Origin of the sequence: Nocardia sp. JCM 34519.1, assembly GCF_020361265.1 — a bacterium.
GTDB classification, from domain to species: Bacteria; Actinomycetota; Actinomycetes; order Mycobacteriales; family Mycobacteriaceae; genus Nocardia; species Nocardia arthritidis_A.
The window spans coordinates 271,220-288,551 of the sequence record NZ_JAIRBR010000009.1; the positions used below are offsets into that span (position 1 = coordinate 271,220).

Annotated in this window: 14 protein-coding genes; 7 read left to right on the plus strand and 7 right to left on the minus strand. The window is 66.7% G+C overall.

Features of this window, described 5'->3' with window-relative positions; all coding sequences use genetic code 11:
- Position 1: 1 nt before the first annotated feature.
- On the minus strand, positions 2–763 hold the full coding sequence (locus LGY53_RS23415) for an IclR family transcriptional regulator (protein ID WP_225728832.1): 762 nt from the start codon (positions 761–763) through the stop codon (positions 2–4).
- Positions 764–829: 66 nt separating this feature from the next.
- On the opposite strand from LGY53_RS23415, the gene LGY53_RS23420 reads away from it, so the two are divergent.
- The 3 genes from LGY53_RS23420 to LGY53_RS23430 all read left to right on the plus strand — a co-directional run bounded on the left by LGY53_RS23420 (position 830) and on the right by LGY53_RS23430 (position 6,566).
- Positions 830–1,999 carry an aminotransferase class V-fold PLP-dependent enzyme gene (locus LGY53_RS23420; RefSeq protein WP_225728833.1) on the plus strand — a complete coding sequence of 390 codons (1,170 nt, stop codon included), beginning with the start codon at positions 830–832 and terminating at the stop codon, positions 1,997–1,999.
- A 220-nt stretch (positions 2,000–2,219) separates the two neighbouring features.
- Entirely contained in the window at positions 2,220–3,581 is a 1,362-nt protein-coding gene (locus tag LGY53_RS23425) for an MFS transporter (RefSeq protein ID WP_225728834.1), read from the plus strand.
- Between the two features lie 78 nt (positions 3,582–3,659).
- Positions 3,660–6,566 carry an FAD-binding and (Fe-S)-binding domain-containing protein gene (locus LGY53_RS23430; RefSeq protein WP_225728835.1) on the plus strand — a complete coding sequence of 969 codons (2,907 nt, stop codon included), beginning with the start codon at positions 3,660–3,662 and terminating at the stop codon, positions 6,564–6,566.
- A 3-nt stretch (positions 6,567–6,569) separates the two neighbouring features.
- On the opposite strand, the gene LGY53_RS23435 is transcribed toward LGY53_RS23430, so the two are convergent.
- On the minus strand, positions 6,570–7,763 hold the full coding sequence (locus tag LGY53_RS23435) for a serine hydrolase domain-containing protein (protein WP_225728836.1): 1,194 nt from the start codon (positions 7,761–7,763) through the stop codon (positions 6,570–6,572).
- A 43-nt stretch (positions 7,764–7,806) separates the two neighbouring features.
- Between LGY53_RS23435 and LGY53_RS23440 the strand changes: the two genes are divergently transcribed.
- Together LGY53_RS23440 and LGY53_RS23445 are read left to right on the plus strand one after the other, a co-directional pair.
- On the plus strand, positions 7,807–8,637 hold the full coding sequence (locus LGY53_RS23440) for a serine hydrolase (protein WP_225728837.1): 831 nt from the start codon (positions 7,807–7,809) through the stop codon (positions 8,635–8,637).
- Positions 8,638–8,733: 96 nt separating this feature from the next.
- Complete coding sequence (locus LGY53_RS23445; RefSeq protein ID WP_167473620.1) at positions 8,734–9,267, plus strand: DUF3145 domain-containing protein; 534 nt, start codon at positions 8,734–8,736, stop codon at positions 9,265–9,267.
- 75 nt (positions 9,268–9,342) lie between these two features.
- Here LGY53_RS23445 and LGY53_RS23450 read toward each other — a convergent pair whose 3' ends face one another.
- Both LGY53_RS23450 and LGY53_RS23455 read right to left on the minus strand, forming a co-directional pair.
- Positions 9,343–11,184, minus strand: a complete 1,842-nt coding sequence (locus LGY53_RS23450; protein WP_225728838.1) for a cutinase family protein — start codon at positions 11,182–11,184, stop codon at positions 9,343–9,345.
- Positions 11,185–11,289: 105 nt separating this feature from the next.
- Complete coding sequence (locus LGY53_RS23455; protein WP_225728839.1) at positions 11,290–12,903, minus strand: M4 family metallopeptidase; 1,614 nt, start codon at positions 12,901–12,903, stop codon at positions 11,290–11,292.
- A 16-nt stretch (positions 12,904–12,919) separates the two neighbouring features.
- Between LGY53_RS23455 and LGY53_RS44190 the strand changes: the two genes are divergently transcribed.
- Positions 12,920–13,171 (plus strand): hypothetical protein, encoded by a 252-nt coding sequence (locus LGY53_RS44190; RefSeq protein WP_225728840.1) that lies wholly within the window; start codon positions 12,920–12,922, stop codon positions 13,169–13,171.
- A gap of 416 nt (positions 13,172–13,587) precedes the next feature.
- On the opposite strand, the gene LGY53_RS23465 is transcribed toward LGY53_RS44190, so the two are convergent.
- A complete protein-coding gene (locus tag LGY53_RS23465; protein WP_167473616.1) occupies positions 13,588–14,475 on the minus strand; it encodes a ParB/RepB/Spo0J family partition protein in 888 nt (295 codons plus the stop codon).
- 394 nt (positions 14,476–14,869) lie between these two features.
- Between LGY53_RS23465 and LGY53_RS23470 the strand changes: the two genes are divergently transcribed.
- Entirely contained in the window at positions 14,870–15,403 is a 534-nt protein-coding gene (locus tag LGY53_RS23470; protein WP_225728841.1) for a lytic polysaccharide monooxygenase auxiliary activity family 9 protein, read from the plus strand.
- 105 nt (positions 15,404–15,508) lie between these two features.
- On the opposite strand, the gene LGY53_RS23475 is transcribed toward LGY53_RS23470, so the two are convergent.
- Both LGY53_RS23475 and LGY53_RS23480 read right to left on the minus strand, forming a co-directional pair.
- Positions 15,509–16,642, minus strand: a complete 1,134-nt coding sequence (locus LGY53_RS23475) for an NDMA-dependent alcohol dehydrogenase (RefSeq protein ID WP_225728842.1) — start codon at positions 16,640–16,642, stop codon at positions 15,509–15,511.
- A gap of 136 nt (positions 16,643–16,778) precedes the next feature.
- Positions 16,779–17,309 carry a DinB family protein gene (locus LGY53_RS23480; protein WP_225728843.1) on the minus strand — a complete coding sequence of 177 codons (531 nt, stop codon included), beginning with the start codon at positions 17,307–17,309 and terminating at the stop codon, positions 16,779–16,781.
- Positions 17,310–17,332: the final 23 nt, after the last annotated feature.

Genomic DNA, 17,332 nt, shown 5'->3' on the forward strand with positions numbered 1-17,332 from the left:
GTTAACCCAATCGGGCGCTGAGGGTTTGGGCGGCTTCGTGGACGGCGGCGCCGAAGGTGGGTTCGGAGTCGGGGGTTAGGCGGCCGATGGGGATGTTGACGCTGAGGCTGGCGATGGGGGTGGCGTCGGGGGTGAGTACGGCGGCGGCGACGGCGCCTACGTCGGAACGCCATTCGCCGCGGTTGACGGCGAAGCCCCTGGTGCGGATGGCGGCTAGTTCGGCGCGCAGTTGGTCCGGGTCGGTGACGGTGGTGTCGGTGTAGCGCGGGAGTTCGGCGGCGAGCAGGCGCCGGACGGTCTCCGGGTCGCCGTAGGCGAGCACCGCCTTGCCGTTGGCGGAGGCGTGTAACGGAAGTGAGTGTCCCAGAGCCATATTCGTGCGGACCGGCTTATCGGTTTCCAGTCGCTCGATGAGCACCATCTTGCCGTCCTCCGGCACGGTGAGATGGATCGTCTCCCCGGTGCGCCTGCGCAGATCCTCCATGATCGGCAGCGCGGCGCCGCGCAGCCCGAGATCGCCGCCGGCCCGACCGCCCACCGCGAGCGCCTTCGTGGTGAGCACCCACCGGGTGACCTCACCGGATGCGGGACGAATCCACCCGGCCGTATCGAGGGTGACCAGCGCCCGCTGCACCGAACTTTTCGGCATGTCCAGGACACGCGCCAATTCACCGACCCCGACCGGCTGCCGGGCCGCGACCTCCTCCAGCACCCGCAACGTATTCAGCACATTCCGCAAAGCCTTGACTCCTCGATCGGGCATCCCTACCCTTGCTGAACCTTCTCGCGGAACAGTGTGCCATTTCACGGCACAGAATGGAACCCGATAGTGATCACCCCGCACAGTGGACGGCATTTCCTGCAGATTCCCGGCCCCACCAACCTCCCCGATCGCGTGCCGCAGGCCATCGCGCGACCGACCATCGACCACCGCGGACCCGAATTCGCCGAACTCGCAATACATTTGATGGACAAGCTCAAACCGGTGTTCGGCACCGGCGGCCCGGTGGTCATCTATCCGTCTTCCGGCACCGGCGCGTGGGAGGCGGCGCTGGTGAACACCCTCTCCCCCGGCGATCGGGTGCTGGCCTTCGAAACCGGTCACTTCGCGAACCTTTGGCGCGAGATGGCCGAACGCCTCGGTCTCGCAGTCGAATTCGTGCCCGGCGACTGGCGGCGCGGCGTCGATCCGGCCGCCGTCGCCGATCGACTCGCCGCGGATTCCGCGCACACCATCGCGGCGGTCATGGTGGTGCACAACGAGACATCGACCGGAGTGACCAGCCGGATACCGGAGATCCGGGCCGCCATCGACGCCGCGGACCATCCCGCGCTGCTGCTGGTGGACACGATCTCCTCGCTCGGGTCCATCGACTACCGCCACGATGCGTGGGGTGTCGACGTGACGGTCGGCTGCTCGCAGAAGGGCCTGATGCTGCCGCCGGGCCTGGGCTTCAATGCGATAAGCGAAAAAGCGCTCGCCGCAAGGCAATCCGCGCTGCTGCCGAAGTCCTACTGGGATTGGACGCCCATCCTCACCGCCAACGAACGCGGTTTCTACCCGTATACCCCGGCCACCAATCTGCTGTACGGACTGCGCGAGGCCCTGCTGATCCTCGAAGAAGAGGGTCTGCCGAACGTTTTCGCGCGACACAGCCGCCACGCCGCCGCGACCAGGGCGGCCGTACAGGGCTGGGGACTCGAAATCCTTTGCGCCGACCCGCGCGAGTACTCCGGCGCGCTCACCGCCGTACTGCTCGGCCCCGAATACGATGCGGACAAGGTGCGCCGAATCATCTTGGACCGCTTCGATATGTCGCTCGGCGCTGGCCTCGGCAAACTCGCCGGGCGGGTCTTCCGCATCGGCCATCTCGGTGCCTACAACGACCTGATGCTGGCCGGAACCCTCGCCGGCGTCCAGATGGGTCTGCAACTGGCGGGCGTCACCGTCGACCCGGCGGGCCTGCAAGCCGCGCTCGACCTGCTGCGCGCCGAATAACCTTGGGCCGATAGCTTTTTCGGTCCGCAAATTCTCTCGCTCCATGCTGGGCACGTCCGCCGATGACGGCATTCCATCTTCGACTCAGAAATGCTCCGCAACGAGTGGCCGACCCATGCTCGCAGAGCTGGATTCGATATCCGGCGCCGATCGCGCCGGTCACCTACGAGGAGGTAGGTCGTTGATCGAGCGGACTTCCCCTGTCCGGCGCCTGTCCGAAATGAAGCGCTGGACCTACATTTTGCCGATCGTCGTATTCATCTACGTCATCTGTTACATCGATCGGACCAATATCGGTTTCGCGCTGCCCCACCTCGAAACCGATATGCGTCTCAGCAAGTCCCAGCAGGGGCTGGCGAGCGGAATCTTCTTCTGGGGCTACCTATTACTGCAGATCCCCGGCGGTTACATCGCCGAACGCTGGAGCGCGCGTCAGTGGATCGCCATCCTGATGGTGCTGTGGAGTTTCGCCGCCATGGCATCGGGCCTCACCCACTCCGTCGGTCAGCTGCTGATCGCGCGCTTCCTGCTCGGCGTCGCCGAGGGCGGTGTACAGCCCGCGCTGATGACGACCATCCGGTCGTGGTTCCCGTTCGCCGAAAGGGGCAGGGCCTACGCGATTTTCAAGCTCTACACGCCGATCGCGGCGATCGTGGCCGCACCGTTCTCCGGTGTCATCCTCACCTATCTGGACTGGCGCTGGATGTTCCTGATCCAGGGCGGCGCCCCGCTGGTGGTCGGGCTGATCGCCTGGCTCGCGGTGGTGCGCGATACCCCGGCCAAGGCGGGCTGGCTCTCGCAGGCAGAGCGCGACCACATCGAGCGGTCCCGGCTGGCCGAGGGTGAGCCGCTGCAGCACCGCGGCACCTTCAAGGCGGCCTTGACCAGCTCGATCGTCTGGCAGTTCGCGATGATCTACACCCTGACGCAGATGGGTCTGCTCGGCCTGACGCTGTGGCTGCCGAGCGTGCTCAAAAAGGCATTCCACACCGATATGAAGGTGGGTCTGGTCGCGATACTGCCGCAGCTGGCGGCGGGCGTCGCCATCATCCTCGTCGGGCGTTCGGCGGACCGCAGGGGCGGGCATATCGCGCATATGTCGCTGGTGCTCGGGACCGCGGCGGTAATCCTCGGCGGCGCGAGTTCGATTTCGGCACAGCAGAAGTGGCTGGTGCTCGCGGCGATGATCTTCGGCACCGCCGCCTCGATCGCCTGGTATGGACCGTTCTGGGCCACGGTCACCAAGCTCACCCCGGTCGCCGCGGCGGGCGCGGGCATGGGCCTGATCAACGGGGTCGGCAACCTGGGCAGCTTCTTCGGGCCCTACGTCGGCGGCTGGCTCAGCGACCTGAGCGGCGGTGGTTACGCGCTCACGCAAGCGTTCTTCGGCGCGGTATTCGGGGTGGCCGCACTCCTCGTGCTGACGTTGCGAAAACGATTGCGCGCGGCAACGAGCACTTCAGCGACCCAGCCGCACCCGAAGGTGGCCGAACGATCCGCTTCTTCCGATGGCACAACCGTCGAAAGCAAATCGGTTCTACCGCAAGACCAATCGGAAACAGATGCCGCCCGACTCGGCTGATCCGCGGTGGCGGGTCGTGCGAGATGGCACCGCCACATTCGGCACTGACGCGAAAATCACTGGAGCACAAGGAATCCGATGACATCGAGTAAGAACGCCGAGCGCCTGGAGCGGGCGCTCCGCGAAACCATCAGCGGCGAGGTCGCTTTCGACGAATACACCCGACACCTGTTCTCCCGCGACGCCAGCATGTACGCGATCATGCCGATGGGCGTGGCATTTCCCTGCGATGCCGACGATGTCGCGGCGGCGGTGCGGGCCGCGGGCAGCGAGGGCGTGCCGATCGTCGCGCGCGGCGCGGGCACCAGCCTGGCGGGCCAGACCGTCGGCCCCGGGCTGGTGCTCGATATGTCCCGGCACATGAACCGCATCATCGACATCGATCCGGTGGCCCGCACCGCGCTCGTCGAGGCCGGAGTGGTGCAGGATCAGCTGAACCGGGCCGCCGCCGCGCACGGGCTGATGTTCGGCCCGGACACCTCGACCAGCAATCGGGCCACCATCGGCGGGATGATCGGCAACAACTCCGCGGGCAGCGGCTCGCTCACCTACGGCATGACCATCGATCATGTCCGCGCGTTGGACGCGGTGCTCGCCGACGGCTCGCGCGTGCGGCTGGCACCGATCGACGAGGCCGAGTGTAAACGCCGCGCGCACCGGCCGACCTTGGAAGGCCGTATCTACCAAGCACTTCCGGATCTGATCAGCGCGAACGAACAGATCATCGATGCCGGTATGCCCGCGTTCTGGCGGCAGGCGGGCGGCTACCGGCTCGACCGGCTGGCGGGTTTCGGCGCGGACCGCCCGTTCGACCTGGCCAAGTTCGTGGTCGGCGCGGAGGGCACGCTGCTGATCGTCACGCACGCGCTGGTCGATCTGGTGCCCAAACCCGCGCACACGGTGTACGCGGTCGGCCATTTCACCGACGCCATCAGCGCCATCGAGGCCACCACCGATGCGCTGAGCTGCGAACCGCATCAGGTCGAGCTGATGGATAAAACGATCCTCGACCTGTCCCGGCAGAAGATCGAATACGCCTCGCTCGGCGATATTCTCGTCGGCGATCCCGGTGCGCTGCTTTTCGTTTCGTTCTCCGGCGACGACGAGGCCGAGCTCATCGCGAAACTGGACCGGCTCGATGAACTGTGGCGGCGCGACGGGCACGGGTATCACACCCTGCGCGCGGTGACCCCCGCCGATCAGACCGCCCTGCTGAAGGTCCGCAAGTCCAGCCTCGGCCTGCTGATGGCCGCGGGCGAGGGCACCCGCCGCCCGCTCGCCTTCGTCGAGGACACCGCCGTCGATCCGAGGCGGCTGGCCGAATACACCAAGCGGTTCAAGGGGATTCTGGACGCGCACGAGCTGGCGGCCGGATTCTACGGCCACTGTTCGGTGGGCTGCCTGCACATCCGGCCGTTCGTCGATCTCACCGATCCGGATCAGGTGGTGAAGATGCGCACCGTCGCCGAGGCGATCAAGGACCTGGTCGCCGAATACGGCGGGGTGAACTCGAGCGAACACGGCGACGGCCTGGCCCGCAGCGAATTCAACCGCGAGATCTTCGGCGACGAACTGTACGAGGCGATGCGAAAGGTCAAGCGGCTCTTCGATCCCGGCAACATCATGAATCCGGGCAAGATCGTCGACGCGCCGCCGATGACCGAGCATCTGCGCGACCGCGACGCGTTGCCGCCCGCACCGCCCATCGCGACGAAGCTGACCTTCGAGGTGGTCGGCGGCATGCGCGGCGCGGCGGACCGCTGCATGAATATCGGCCTGTGCCGCAAGGCCGGTCCCGGCGTGATGTGCCCGTCGTATATCGCGACGAAGAACGAGGAGCACGCCACCCGCGGCCGGGCCAACGCGCTGGTGAAAGCGCTGTCCGAACCGGATCCGCATGCCGCGCTCGGCGACGAGCGGCTGCACGAGATCCTCGATCTGTGCCTGATGTGCAAGGCGTGCAAGAGCGAATGCCCGATGAGCGTCGATATGGCGTCGTTGAAGGCCGAAGCTCTGGCGCACCATCACGAAATCCACGGAACACCCTTGCGCGCAAAGGTTTTCGGATCCATCCGGCTGCTCAACCGGCTCGGCTCGGCGACCGCGCCGCTGTCCAACCTGCCCGGCCGGATCGGCCCGGTACGCCGCATCATGGACCGCACGCTCGGCATCACCGACGCCCGCCCGTTGCCGGTCTATCAGCGGCGCAATCTGATTCGCTGGTTCCGTCGCCGAAATGCCGCGACCGCAACATCATTGGGCACCGTCATCTGGCTCGCCGATTCGTTCACCACCTACACCGAGCCGCGGATCGGCATCGCCGCCATCGAACTGCTCGAACGCGCCGGATGGCGGGTCGAACTGGCCATAGGCGGCTGCTGCGGCCGGTCGAGCATGTCCAAGGGCTTACTCGATGACGCGCGGAAAAAGGCTGCGGGACTTATCGATTCGCTCATCAATACCGAACCGGGCGCGCCGATCATCGGCTGCGAACCCTCATGCCTGTTCATGCTGCGCGACGAGCACGCGGCGCTGCTGCCCGACGCGGCGGCGGTGCGGGCGGTCGCGGGCCGGGTCCGGCAGGTGGAGGAGCCGCTGATCGAGGCGATCGACGCCGGGCGGCTACACCTGCGCGCGGATTCACCGTTCATGGGCAAGCGGATCGTCTTCCACGGCCACTGCCATCAGAAGGCGGAGGTGGGCACGGCCGCGACCATGGCGCTGCTGCGGCGGATTCCGGGTGCGCGCGTCGAGGAGATCGACTCCGGTTGCTGCGGTATGGCCGGCTCGTTCGGCTTCGAATCGGAGCACTACCGGATGTCGATGACCGTCGGCGGCGACCGGCTCTTCCCGGCGCTGGCCGCCGAGCCCGCGGACACCGTCGTCGCCGCGACGGGAGTTTCCTGCCGCCAGCAGATCTTTCACGGCGCGGGCCGCACCGCATGGCATCCGGTCGAGCTGATCCGCGACGCGCTCGCCGAGTAGCGATCAGCCCCGGCAGCGCAGTAGCGCCGAGCGCAGGTTCCTGCTGCGCACGTCGTCGAGTACGGCCATGCCGAGGCGATTCATCGAATAGCCGAAGCCGAGGCCCGTCGCCGGATCGGCGAAGCCGAAGGAGCCGCCGAGTCCCGTTGTGCCATAGGAGCGTTTGTCCGAGCCGAAGCGGAAGGTGCCGCGGGACTTGCGGAAACCGAGGTGGTAGCGGCTCTTCAGGTGCAGCACCAGATCATCGGCGGGCACGTCGTCCGCAGTATCGCCGGCGGCGAGCCGGTCGAGCACCGCGCTGTCGATCGGCAGCGCGCCGGTGCGTGCCGCGGCGGCGCCGTAGATCCGGGCGAGGGATCTGGCGTTGCCGACGCCGTTGGTACCCGGCGACTCCACTTCGAGAAATTCACGACGGGTGGCCCGGGCCGGTGCGCCGGTGCGCGGATTGCTGAGCGCCGCATACGAATGCCCGCGCTTACGGTAGACGTCGATACCGATCCGCAGCGGCAGGTCGCGCTCGTAACGGAGGATGTCGACGCCCTTGGTGGCCGAGAGCACCGCGATCCGGTCCATCGGCTCGTCGGCGGGCAGCCCGATGAAGAAGTCCAGGCCTAGGGGTTTCGCGATCTCCTCCGCGAAAAACCGCCCGAGCGTTCGTTTCTCGGGATCGACGCGGCGCACCAACTCGCCCTGATACAGGCCGAGGGTGATGGCGTGATAGCCGTGCCGGGTGCCGGGCCGCCATGCGGGCCGCTGCGCGGCCAGGATCTTCGCCAGCCCATCCAGGTCGGCGATCTGCGGCAGCTTCACCACGGTGTCCAATCCGGACAGTCCGGCCTGGTGGTCGATCAACTGCCGAACCGTCACCGCGGCTTTGCCTTCCGCCGCGAACTCGGGCCAGTATTCGGCCACCGGCCGCTCGTAATCCAGCAGGCCGCGCGACACCAGGGTCGCGAGCACGAACGCCGCCATCCCCTTCGTCGAGGAGAACACCGGAACGATGGTGTCCCGCTCCCACGGCACGGTGCGCCGCCGGTCTCGATGACCGGCCCAGAGATCGACGACGGGCCGGTCGCCGTCGAAAACCGCGACGGCCGCGCCGATCTCGCCGTGCCGCTGGAAATTGCGCCGGAAGGCATCGGCGACGGGACCGTAACCGGTGGCCACCTCGCCGTGGATGGTGAGTGCTGCGCTCATAGTGGTACCGATGGTATCGGCATCCGGCCGGTAGGCTCGCTGCGTGCGTTCTCTCGAGCAGATTCGCGATTGGCCGGCCCGGCATGCGGCCGCCGCGGTCGTCACCTCCGGCGGTGCGACCAGCGCGGGCGATATCGATCTGGTTTTCCCACTGGCCTCCGTCACCAAGCCGCTGGTCGCGTACGCGGTGCTGATCGCCGTCGAGGAGGGCGCGATCGAACTCGACCAACCGGCGGGCCCGCCCGGCGCGACCGTGCGCCATCTGCTGGCCCACACCTCCGGCGTCGCCTTCGACAGCGCCGACCTGCTGGCCACGCCCGGCGCCAAGCGGATCTACTCCAGCACCGGATTCGAGTTGCTGGCCGCATTCGTCGCCGAGCAGACCGGTATCGCGTTCGAGACGTATCTGCACGATGCCGTCTTCGAACCACTCGGCATGAAATCCTCGGAGCTGGTCGGCTCGGCAGGACATGGCGCCCGCTCGACCGTGCGCGATCTGACTGCTTTTGCGACAGAATTGCTCACCCCGCGGCTCGTGTCGCCGGAAATGCACGCGGCGGCCACCTCGGTGCAGTTCCCCGGACTCAACGGCGTGCTTCCGGGTTTCGGTTCGCAGCGCCCCAATGACTGGGGTCTCGGATTCGAAATCCGCGACGGGAAATCCCCGCATTGGACGGGTGCCACGAATTCGGCTCGAACTTATGGGCATTTCGGGCAATCGGGAACATTTCTGTGGGTCGACCCCGAGTCGGCGCTGGCGTGTCTCGCGCTCACCGACGAGAATTTCGGCGACTGGGCGCGTGCGGCCTGGCCGCCGTTCAGCGATGCCGTGATCGCCGAGACATCACATACCGGCAACACGGTTCCGAAGTAACACGTGTAACTTCGGACACTCCAGTACACTCGGGCCACAGCCAGTACGACGGGTCGTTGGGGAAGACGGTCCTCGTCGAAGCTGGAGGTGTTAGTGGTGCGCGCATCGAGTCAGTTCGCGGACGCGACGGCGGGTGTGGTCTACATCCACTCGTCGCCCGCCGCGCTGTGCCCGCACGTCGAGTGGGCGCTGGCCTCCGCCCTGAGCGCACCCGCCAAACTGCGCTGGACCGCGCAACCCGCCGACGGCCAGCTACGCGCGACCAGCGAATGGATCGGTCCGGTCGGCACCGCATCGCGCATCGCCCAGGCGCTGCGGTCCTGGCCCGTACTGCGTTTCGAGGTCACCGAGGAACCGAGCGACGGCGTGGACGGCGAACGCTACACATTCGTACCCGGACTCGGCCTGTGGCACGGTTCGACCAGCGCCAACGGCGATGTCATCCTCGGCGAGATGCGGCTGCGCGCCATGCTGCAGGCGGCCCGTGAACTCGGCCGCTACTCCGGCTACGACCTGGCCGCCGAAATCGACCGCGCCATCGGCACCCCGTGGGACGAGGACCTCGAAATCTACCGCTACGGTTACGAATCCGGCGCCGAGGTGACCTGGCTCCGCCGCGACGTCGGCTGATCCGCCGCGACGGAGCCCGCGGGCCCACCCGTCGCCCGACCACCACCCCTCATCGACTCGCTGCGCGATGCAGGTCTAACCGATCTGCCCGTTCAACCAATCGCCGAGCCACTGGATGGCGGTGCGGCCGGTGTCGTCGACGACGAGCGAGTTGTAGTTGATATGGGCTCCCGAGGTGACGAAGGTCGCGGCACTCAACCCGTCACCGATCAGCGCGCCGAAATCCACTGCGCCGTATGCGAGTAGGCCACCGAGCGCGTCGGCCAGACTCTGGGTGTCCACCTGCTGCAACATCGCGGCCAGATCGCGGCCCACCGGTTTCAACCCGGCCAGTGCCGCGGCCGCGCCGTCGGCATCCGGCCGCTGTCCCGGCGGCGGGGCCAGCTTCGCGAGCACCGAGGTCGCGACATCCTGGATCTGGCCCACGATCTTGGCCAGCTTGGTGAAATCGACCTTGGACAGAATGGCGGTCAGCCGCGCGATCGAGCTCGCGTAGCCGTGGGTATCCGGCGCCGCCGACAGCATTTTCGAAATCCAGTCGAAGTCGACGGATCCCTTCAGCAAGGGCTGGAACCGATTGTTCAGATCGGTGGCGGTTCGGCTGGCGCTCTGGGCATCTCCCGTCGCCACCTGCTGCACCAGCAGAGCGATATCGGACCCGATTCCGGCGAAATCCATCGTCGACACCGCGGACGCGGCATCCAGGGTCTGATCGACGAACGCGCTGGTCTTGAGCGTCGGGAGGATTCCGGACGCCGAGCCGAGCACATCGGGCGGCGTCGCGGTGAGCGGCGCGAGCTGACCGTTCAGCGCGTCGATCGCACCGCTCAGCGCGGTGGCGTCGGGCGAATCCGTTGACAGCGTTGCGGTTCCGCCGTTCAGCAGCCGGTCGGCGGTATCGGTGATCGACCGCAGCGCGGACGCGGCGTCGGCCAGATCGGACTGCGCGGCGCCCGCGAGTACCTGACCCGCGCTGTTCTCCGGCGTCCCGGCCGGTGCCGCGTCGAGCCGCGCGGTGGCGGCCTGATTCGCCGCGCCGGAGCCGAGCAGATCCGCGAGCGGATCGATGGTGCCCGCCAATTTTCCTGCGCTGCTTCGGATCCGAGTCAGATCGAGACCGTCGGACGCGTCGAGGGCCGCGGTCAGATCATTGAGGGCCGCGGCCAGACCAGGTAGATCGGCCTTGGAGAAATCGGAGGTCAGCGCGCTCGCCAAACGAGAGCCGTCGGCGCGGGTCTTGCTGAGCACCGAACCGAGCAACCCCAGAAATGGGTTGTCGCCCTTCTCGATCGAGCAGTACAGGTCACCGGGATCGCAGATCGAGACCACCCGCCCGGACAGTTTGCCCATACCCTCGGCCCGCGGATCGGCGATGCCGGTGCCGGATGAGCGCGGCCCGACCTCCGATTCGCCGTTGGTTCCCGCGCCCGGATCGGCGAGCAGCCCCACCGCGATCACCCGATCGGCGGATACCGGACCGCGGCCGTTGCCGATATCGGCGGCGAGATCACCCGCCGCGTCGGCGCCCTGACTGTATCCCGTGATAGTGAATCTCGCCGCTGGGCACCGCGTTTCGTAGTTACGCAGCGCGGTCCGCGCATTGCTCAGCGCGGTGGACTTGCTGTCGGCGTATGTGTGGCCGTTGTCGAAGGCGCGCGCCATGTACGGGGTGAAATAGATATCGGAGTCGGTGCCGTGCGCGCGCTGGACGGCCTCGGCGATCGGCCCGAGCATTCCGGTGGGCCGGGCGGGATCGGCGTGTTCGTCGGTCTCCCAGGTACCGGGGATGAACAGGTTGAAAGTTGTTGCGCAGCCGGCGGTTTCCGCATGTGCGGGGGCCGGCGCGGCGGCGAGGCCCGCGGCGACGCCGACGGCCGTCATCGTGGTGACCAGATATCGGGTGGACTTGGCTGACATCGGGGACCTCACAAGGTATTACGGGTGATTACGCGACGAGATCGGGCGTTTCCGTGCCCGGGTTGGCGGCGGGAAACGCCCGATCCGTGATCGACGCCGAACTGCTCACGTGTTGACCTGAAGGCTCGGCATGCCAACGGCTTTCACGGCATTGCCCACCTGGACGCAGTCGTCGGCCGTGGTCCCGGCGACGTGGTTCTGCACATTGGTGCTGCACGCCTGACGCAGCGTGCTACCCAGCGTTCCGTAGGTGGCGTTCGGGGTCAGCAGCGTCTGCGTCGTGTAGTACAGCGCGGCCGTCTTCGGAATGCCGATACCGGTGACCGCGGTGCCGTTGAGCGTGCCGCCGTCCACCATCAGCTCGGCCGCCTTGTTCCCCACACCGCTGTTGATGTGGACCAGCCGCGACTCGTTGCTGGTGTCGGTGTACCAGTACTGGCCCTGGTAGGTGTCGGGCTGCTGGTGTGCGTGCGGGTCGCGCATATCGCGGATCACGCCGAGGGAACTGCACGCGCCGAGCTGCCACCGGTTGGCATCGGTGTTGCACGGGTTGGTCGTATCGGTCAGGAAGGTGAACTCGCCGAAGATATCCGACATCGACTCGTTGATCGCCCCGGAATCGTCGCGGTAGATCAGGCCGTTGAGCTTCTCGGTCACGCCGTGGGTGAGCTCGTGGCCGGTGATGTCCTCGGTGGTGACGCCCTCGCCGTAGGCCATGTGGCCCTCGTTCCAGAAGGCGTTCGGGTACGGGCACTGATCGAGCGAGCAGATGCGAACGGTGCCGCGCAACGCCTTTCCGTTGCCGTCACCGGTATCGCTGCCGATGAGGTCGGTCAAATTGCTCAGCGGCGTGTACGTCGCGTAGAAGTTCTCCGTCGCGCCGAACCAGTTGTAGACGGCGTCGACATCATCGATGCCGGACGGGTCCTGCCCCTCGGTCCTGGTGGCCTGGAACCCGTCGGGGGTGCCGCACGTGGTCGGGTCGGTCGCACCGTTCAGGTCGACCTGCGCCTCGGCGGCATCGCAGATCACGCGGTTGAGATGCTCTGTGTTGCTCCAACTGTCGAGCACCTTGCCGGTGTCGTTGGCGTCGACGAAGACGACCCACCGCCCCGGCTCCTCGCCCTTCTTACCGTCGCCCTTGATATCGACCTTGTACGCGGGGACCGCGACGCTCGCCGCATCGTGCAGGGCGGCCAGCTTCGGGGCGTACCAGTTGGCCCTCGTCTCGACGACGGAGAACTTGTCGGCCGATACCTTGGTCTGGTCGACGAGCGCCTCCAGTGCGGTCGCGCCGACCTCGTCGGGCGGGGTCGCCGCGTCGGCCGGGTAGCTGCCCTGCGACTGCGTCGCCAGCGCACCGGTCACCGAGAGCAGCGAGCCGTCGGCGGCCAGTGACTCCGAGGCGGCGGCGCCGAAGACCGGGATGCCATCGATTTCCTGCCGCAGCCGGACGGTGGAGCCGTCACCGACCGGAAGCACCTTGTCGACGACGAGTTCGCCTGGCACGTCACCGAATACCTTCTTGACGCCGTCGGCCTGCGCCTGCGCCGCGGCGGACGGTTCGGTGGCGATACCCGGTGGCGCGGGCAGCGGTTGCTTCGGCGTCACCTGGGTGACGCTGCCCTGCGGATCCTTCAGCACATCCTTTGGCACGGCGCCCAATTCGGAGCCGGTGTACGAGCCGGTGGGCGGCTTCGGCGGAATCGGTTGCGGCACGGACGGAGTGGTCGGCGTGGCGGGCACCACCGGAATGGACGGCCGGGTCGAGCTGCTCGGTGGCACCGAACGCGGCGCGGGCGGTTTGGGGGCGGCGGTGGACGGGGCAGCCGGTGTCGTCGGTTTCGTCGGGGTGGCCGGTGTAGTCGGAGTGGCCGGCGCGGACGGTGAGGTCGGTGGAGTCGTCGGTGTCGTCGGCGGCTGCGCGATCGCGGAGCTGGTCACGAAAAACGATGCCAGCACCGCGGTTACCGCTGCCGCGGTATAGCGAGATGCCCTTCGATGTGCGGAATTCATGCCCAAGTAGAACCACACTCGGGCCGTTACTTTCGAGTGGGGATTAGTGGGGACGGGGGGTGTGCGCGGAGATTTGCCCGAGCGAATCCTAATCATCTCGGCAACGGCCGAGAATTCAATTGCCGAAACGGAACCCGCATTTACGCCGAATAGGTTCGGCACCAAATGCTTTGCGATTCCGGCGAATGCAGTATTGCGATTCCGGAGTCGTGCGATAATGAAAGGTCGGGCAGTTGCCGGCGAGTCCGCCCTCGGCGCAGACCATAGTGTGGTCTACGCCGAGCGGCGCACCCGAGAAATACGGTACCGCCGTTCCCGATTGCCAACTCGCGACGTCCGGGATCGCCCGGATTCTGCACACTCTGCGCAGAAATCCGAATTCGACGGCTATGCCACGTATTCCGACGGCGGTCCTTTCCGAGTCCTGGATTGCAAACGGTCACCTATCCGGGCCGCGAAACCCTGCCAGTTGGCCGCGTTCTGCCTGGCCATATCGAGGATGACGTTCAGACAGTGCTCCGGGATCCGGTCGGCCAGGTCCACCGACTGCGTCGGCGTGCGCGGACTGGCGTCCAGCCAGCGCAACAGCATTCGGCCGGTCTCGGTGAGCCGCAGCGACGGATCGCGGCGCAGGCTCTGCAGCAGCGCCGCGGAACACACCGGCTGCGCGGGCAGCGGCTCCGGCTCCGGCGCTGGTTGCGGCACTCCGGTACGTTTTCGAGTTGTCTTGCAGCCCTTACGATCCGCGGTGCCGCGCACCCGGCGCATCCGGCCGTCGCGGCCGAGCCGGTGTCCGGTCTGGGGAACGTCCCCAGCGGACTGTCTGCGCACCGCGCCGACGGTTTTGTGGTCCAATCCGGTGACCTCGGCGATCTTGCGGTCCGACCACAGCGGATACATACGCATGATGCGCAGCGCGGCGGCCTTTCGATCCACCGTGGTCAGCGGCATGCCGTGGGCGATATTGGCCCGCACCGCGAGCACGAACGCCTCCTGTTCGGTGCCGTCGAAGAACCGGGCCCGGATTACCCTGGCGCCCTTCGATTTAGCCGCCTGTAGTCGATGGGCACCGTCGATGAGCTGCATGGTGCCGCGGTGCACCAAGATCGGTGGCAGCTCAGTTTCGGTATTGGCGAGCACCCGCGTGTGTGCACAGTTCTCGGCGCGTACCCGAAGTGCGCCTCCATTGTCGATTGCCTCGATCGGGATTTCGACGACGATGTCGACAACTCCCGCTCTCGTGTCGTCATCCGTGTTCAACGTGTGTTCACTCACGGCGGTACTCCCCTGCCAGCGAAGCCGATTCCGTAGCAAATCCACGCCGATCCGAGCGCCGCATCAAGCGGAGATGATTGGGCACGACGCTGTACCGGGTCGGCGGTGATTGTCCAGCACGAACCGCAATCGTTTCACATGGAAGATGGAGCGGCAACGATAACGGGCCGAATGGTCGTAATTAGCCAGGTGCGGGTCGTTTGCGGAATCCGCCTCGGCCCCAACGCATCCGTGGCCGACGCCCCCGGATGGGCCGCCACCTGCGTGCTCCCCAGTCCGGGCTCCCCACTCCTGGGAGGCTCGACCGGCTCGGCGAGGGCGATTTATTGTTCAGATTCCAATTAACCCAGGGCCGGTCCCGGAACGGATATACGAGCAATCTCAGGAATAGAACATGTTTCGTCACCGCATCCTGTCCTTTGTCGGTGCCGTCGGTATCGCCCCGTTCATCGTCGCCATCCTCCCCGCGGCCACGGCCAGCGCACACGGCTACATCTCCTCGCCCGCCAGTCGTCAAGCGCAGTGCGCTCAAGACCAATTGCCTTGCGGCCCAATCAAATGGGAGCCACAGAGCGTCGAGGGACCGAAAGGGCAACTCAACTGCAGCGCGGGCGATCCACGCTGGGCCGACCTGGACGACGACAGCAAACCCTGGCAGGTCTACCAGACCGGCAACTCGATAACCTTCACCTGGACCTTCACCGCCCGGCACCGGACGCTGAACTGGGAGTACTGGATCGGCGACACCCGCGTCGCCGTCGAGGACGGCAACGACAGTCAGCCCCCCGAAACCGTCACCCACACCGTGGATCTCGGCAACTTCACCGGACGGCAGAAGCTGATCGGCATCTGGAACATCGCCGATACCGCGAACGCCTTCTACTCGTGCGTCGACCTGAACATCACCGGCGCCACCACCGCGCACTGACTCGACTCAGGCCCCGGTGTGGACGCCGACGCGGCGAGAGTCGTACGCGGTGAACGACTCCCGACCGTCGCGGCCACACCGGGAACGGCGGCTTTCCGAAGAGCTTCAGGACCGGTCGGCGTCGGTGTACTTGATGATGCCGCGAATGTTCTTGCCGTCCAGCATGTCCCGGTAGCCCTGGTTGATGTCCTCCAGGCGGTAGGAGCGGGTGACCATATCGTCGAGGTTCAGCTGGCCCGCCTTGTACATGCGCAGCAGGCGCGGAATGTCAAGGCGCGCATTGCCGCCGCCGAAGATACAGCCCTTGACGGTCTTCTGCAGCATCGAGAGCAGGAAGCTGTTCATCTTCACGTCGAAGGCGTCCATCCGTCCCATCGAGGTGACGACGAGAGTGCCCGCCTTGGCGGTGAGCAGCAGGCCCTCCTCGATGTAATCGCCGTGCATCTCACCCATGGTGAGGATGACCTTCTCCGCCATCCGGCCCTCGGTGGCGTCCATCAGCGGCACGATCGCCTCGGCCATCGACGGATAGGTGTGGGTCGCGCCGAATTTCTGCGCCTGCTCACGTTTCCACGGATTCGGATCGATCGCGACGACCTTCTCCGCGCCGGACAGCACCGCGCCCTGCAGCGCGCTCATCCCGACGCCGCCGATGCCCGCGACGACGACGGTATCGCCGGGCATCACATTGGCCACATGCGTCGACGAGCCGAAACCCGTTGGGACGCCGCAGCCGACGAGGCAGGCCACCTCGAACGGGACGGTGGGGTCGATCTTCACGACGGAGGTGTGGTGCACGGTCATATAGGGCGAGAAGGTGCCGAGCAGGCACATCGGGATGACGTTCTGGCCGCGCGCCTGGATCCGGTAGGTGCCGTCGCTGACGGCGAGGCCGGACAGCAGCCCCATCCCCAGATCGCACAGCGCCATATGTCCGGCGACGCAGGCCGGACAGCGTCCGCAGGCGGGTATGAACGACAGCACCACATGATCGCCGACCTGTAGGTCCGACGGCACGTTCGGGCCGAGTTTGGTGATCACGCCCGCGCCCTCGTGGCCTCCCATCACCGGGAAGGCGGGCATCGGGGTCGCACCTGTCACGATGTGGTGGTCGGAGTGGCACATTCCGGCGGTCTCCAACTGGATCTGCACCTCGCCCGCGACCGGATCACCGACCTCGATCTCCTCGACCGACCATTCCTGATCGATCCCCCACAGGATCGCGCCCTTCGTCTTCATTCCCGTCGGCCCTCTCGCATGCACGTGCTTATATGTGACTGCACCCACACTACGAGAAAAGTGGAACGCGTTCTAGTACTGCGTCAAAAATTCAGCTGTACCACTCACCTACCGTCTTGAACGCGTTCCAGAAATCTCATCCTTTGACGTCGTATGCGTGATGCACCAGGTCGTGGATGAAGTAGCGGGCGAAGGAGTCCACCGTGAAGGTCGCGCCATCGCTGCGGGCGCCCTGCTTGGCACGCTCGGCGGCGGGCACCGATTCGAAGGAGTGCGCGACGATTTCGGCGGCCGCGGACAGGTCGGCCGACACCACGGCCGGATCCTGGGTGGCGTAGCCGTCGGCGATCGCGGTCTCGTCCTGATCCCAGTTCGCGAACTTCGGGACCGCGCCGCCGGGGGTGCCCGCCAGCATCAAAGCGAGCCGTTGATCGAAGAGACGGCACACGTCACGCACATGCGCGCCGTATTCCAGGGCCGACCAAGTGGATTCGTCGGGGCGCACGGCGGCGTCGGGACGACGCAGCACCGTCGCGAAGCGGCGCGCGACATCGCGGGTCAGCTCGGGCACGGCCTCGTACGCGGTGGCGCCCGCGTCGAAACCGCATTCGGGACAGACCCGTTCGAGCACCCAGGTCCAGTTCTTCGTATCGGGAACGATCGGCATGCCGCCGAAGATATCCGTGGCAG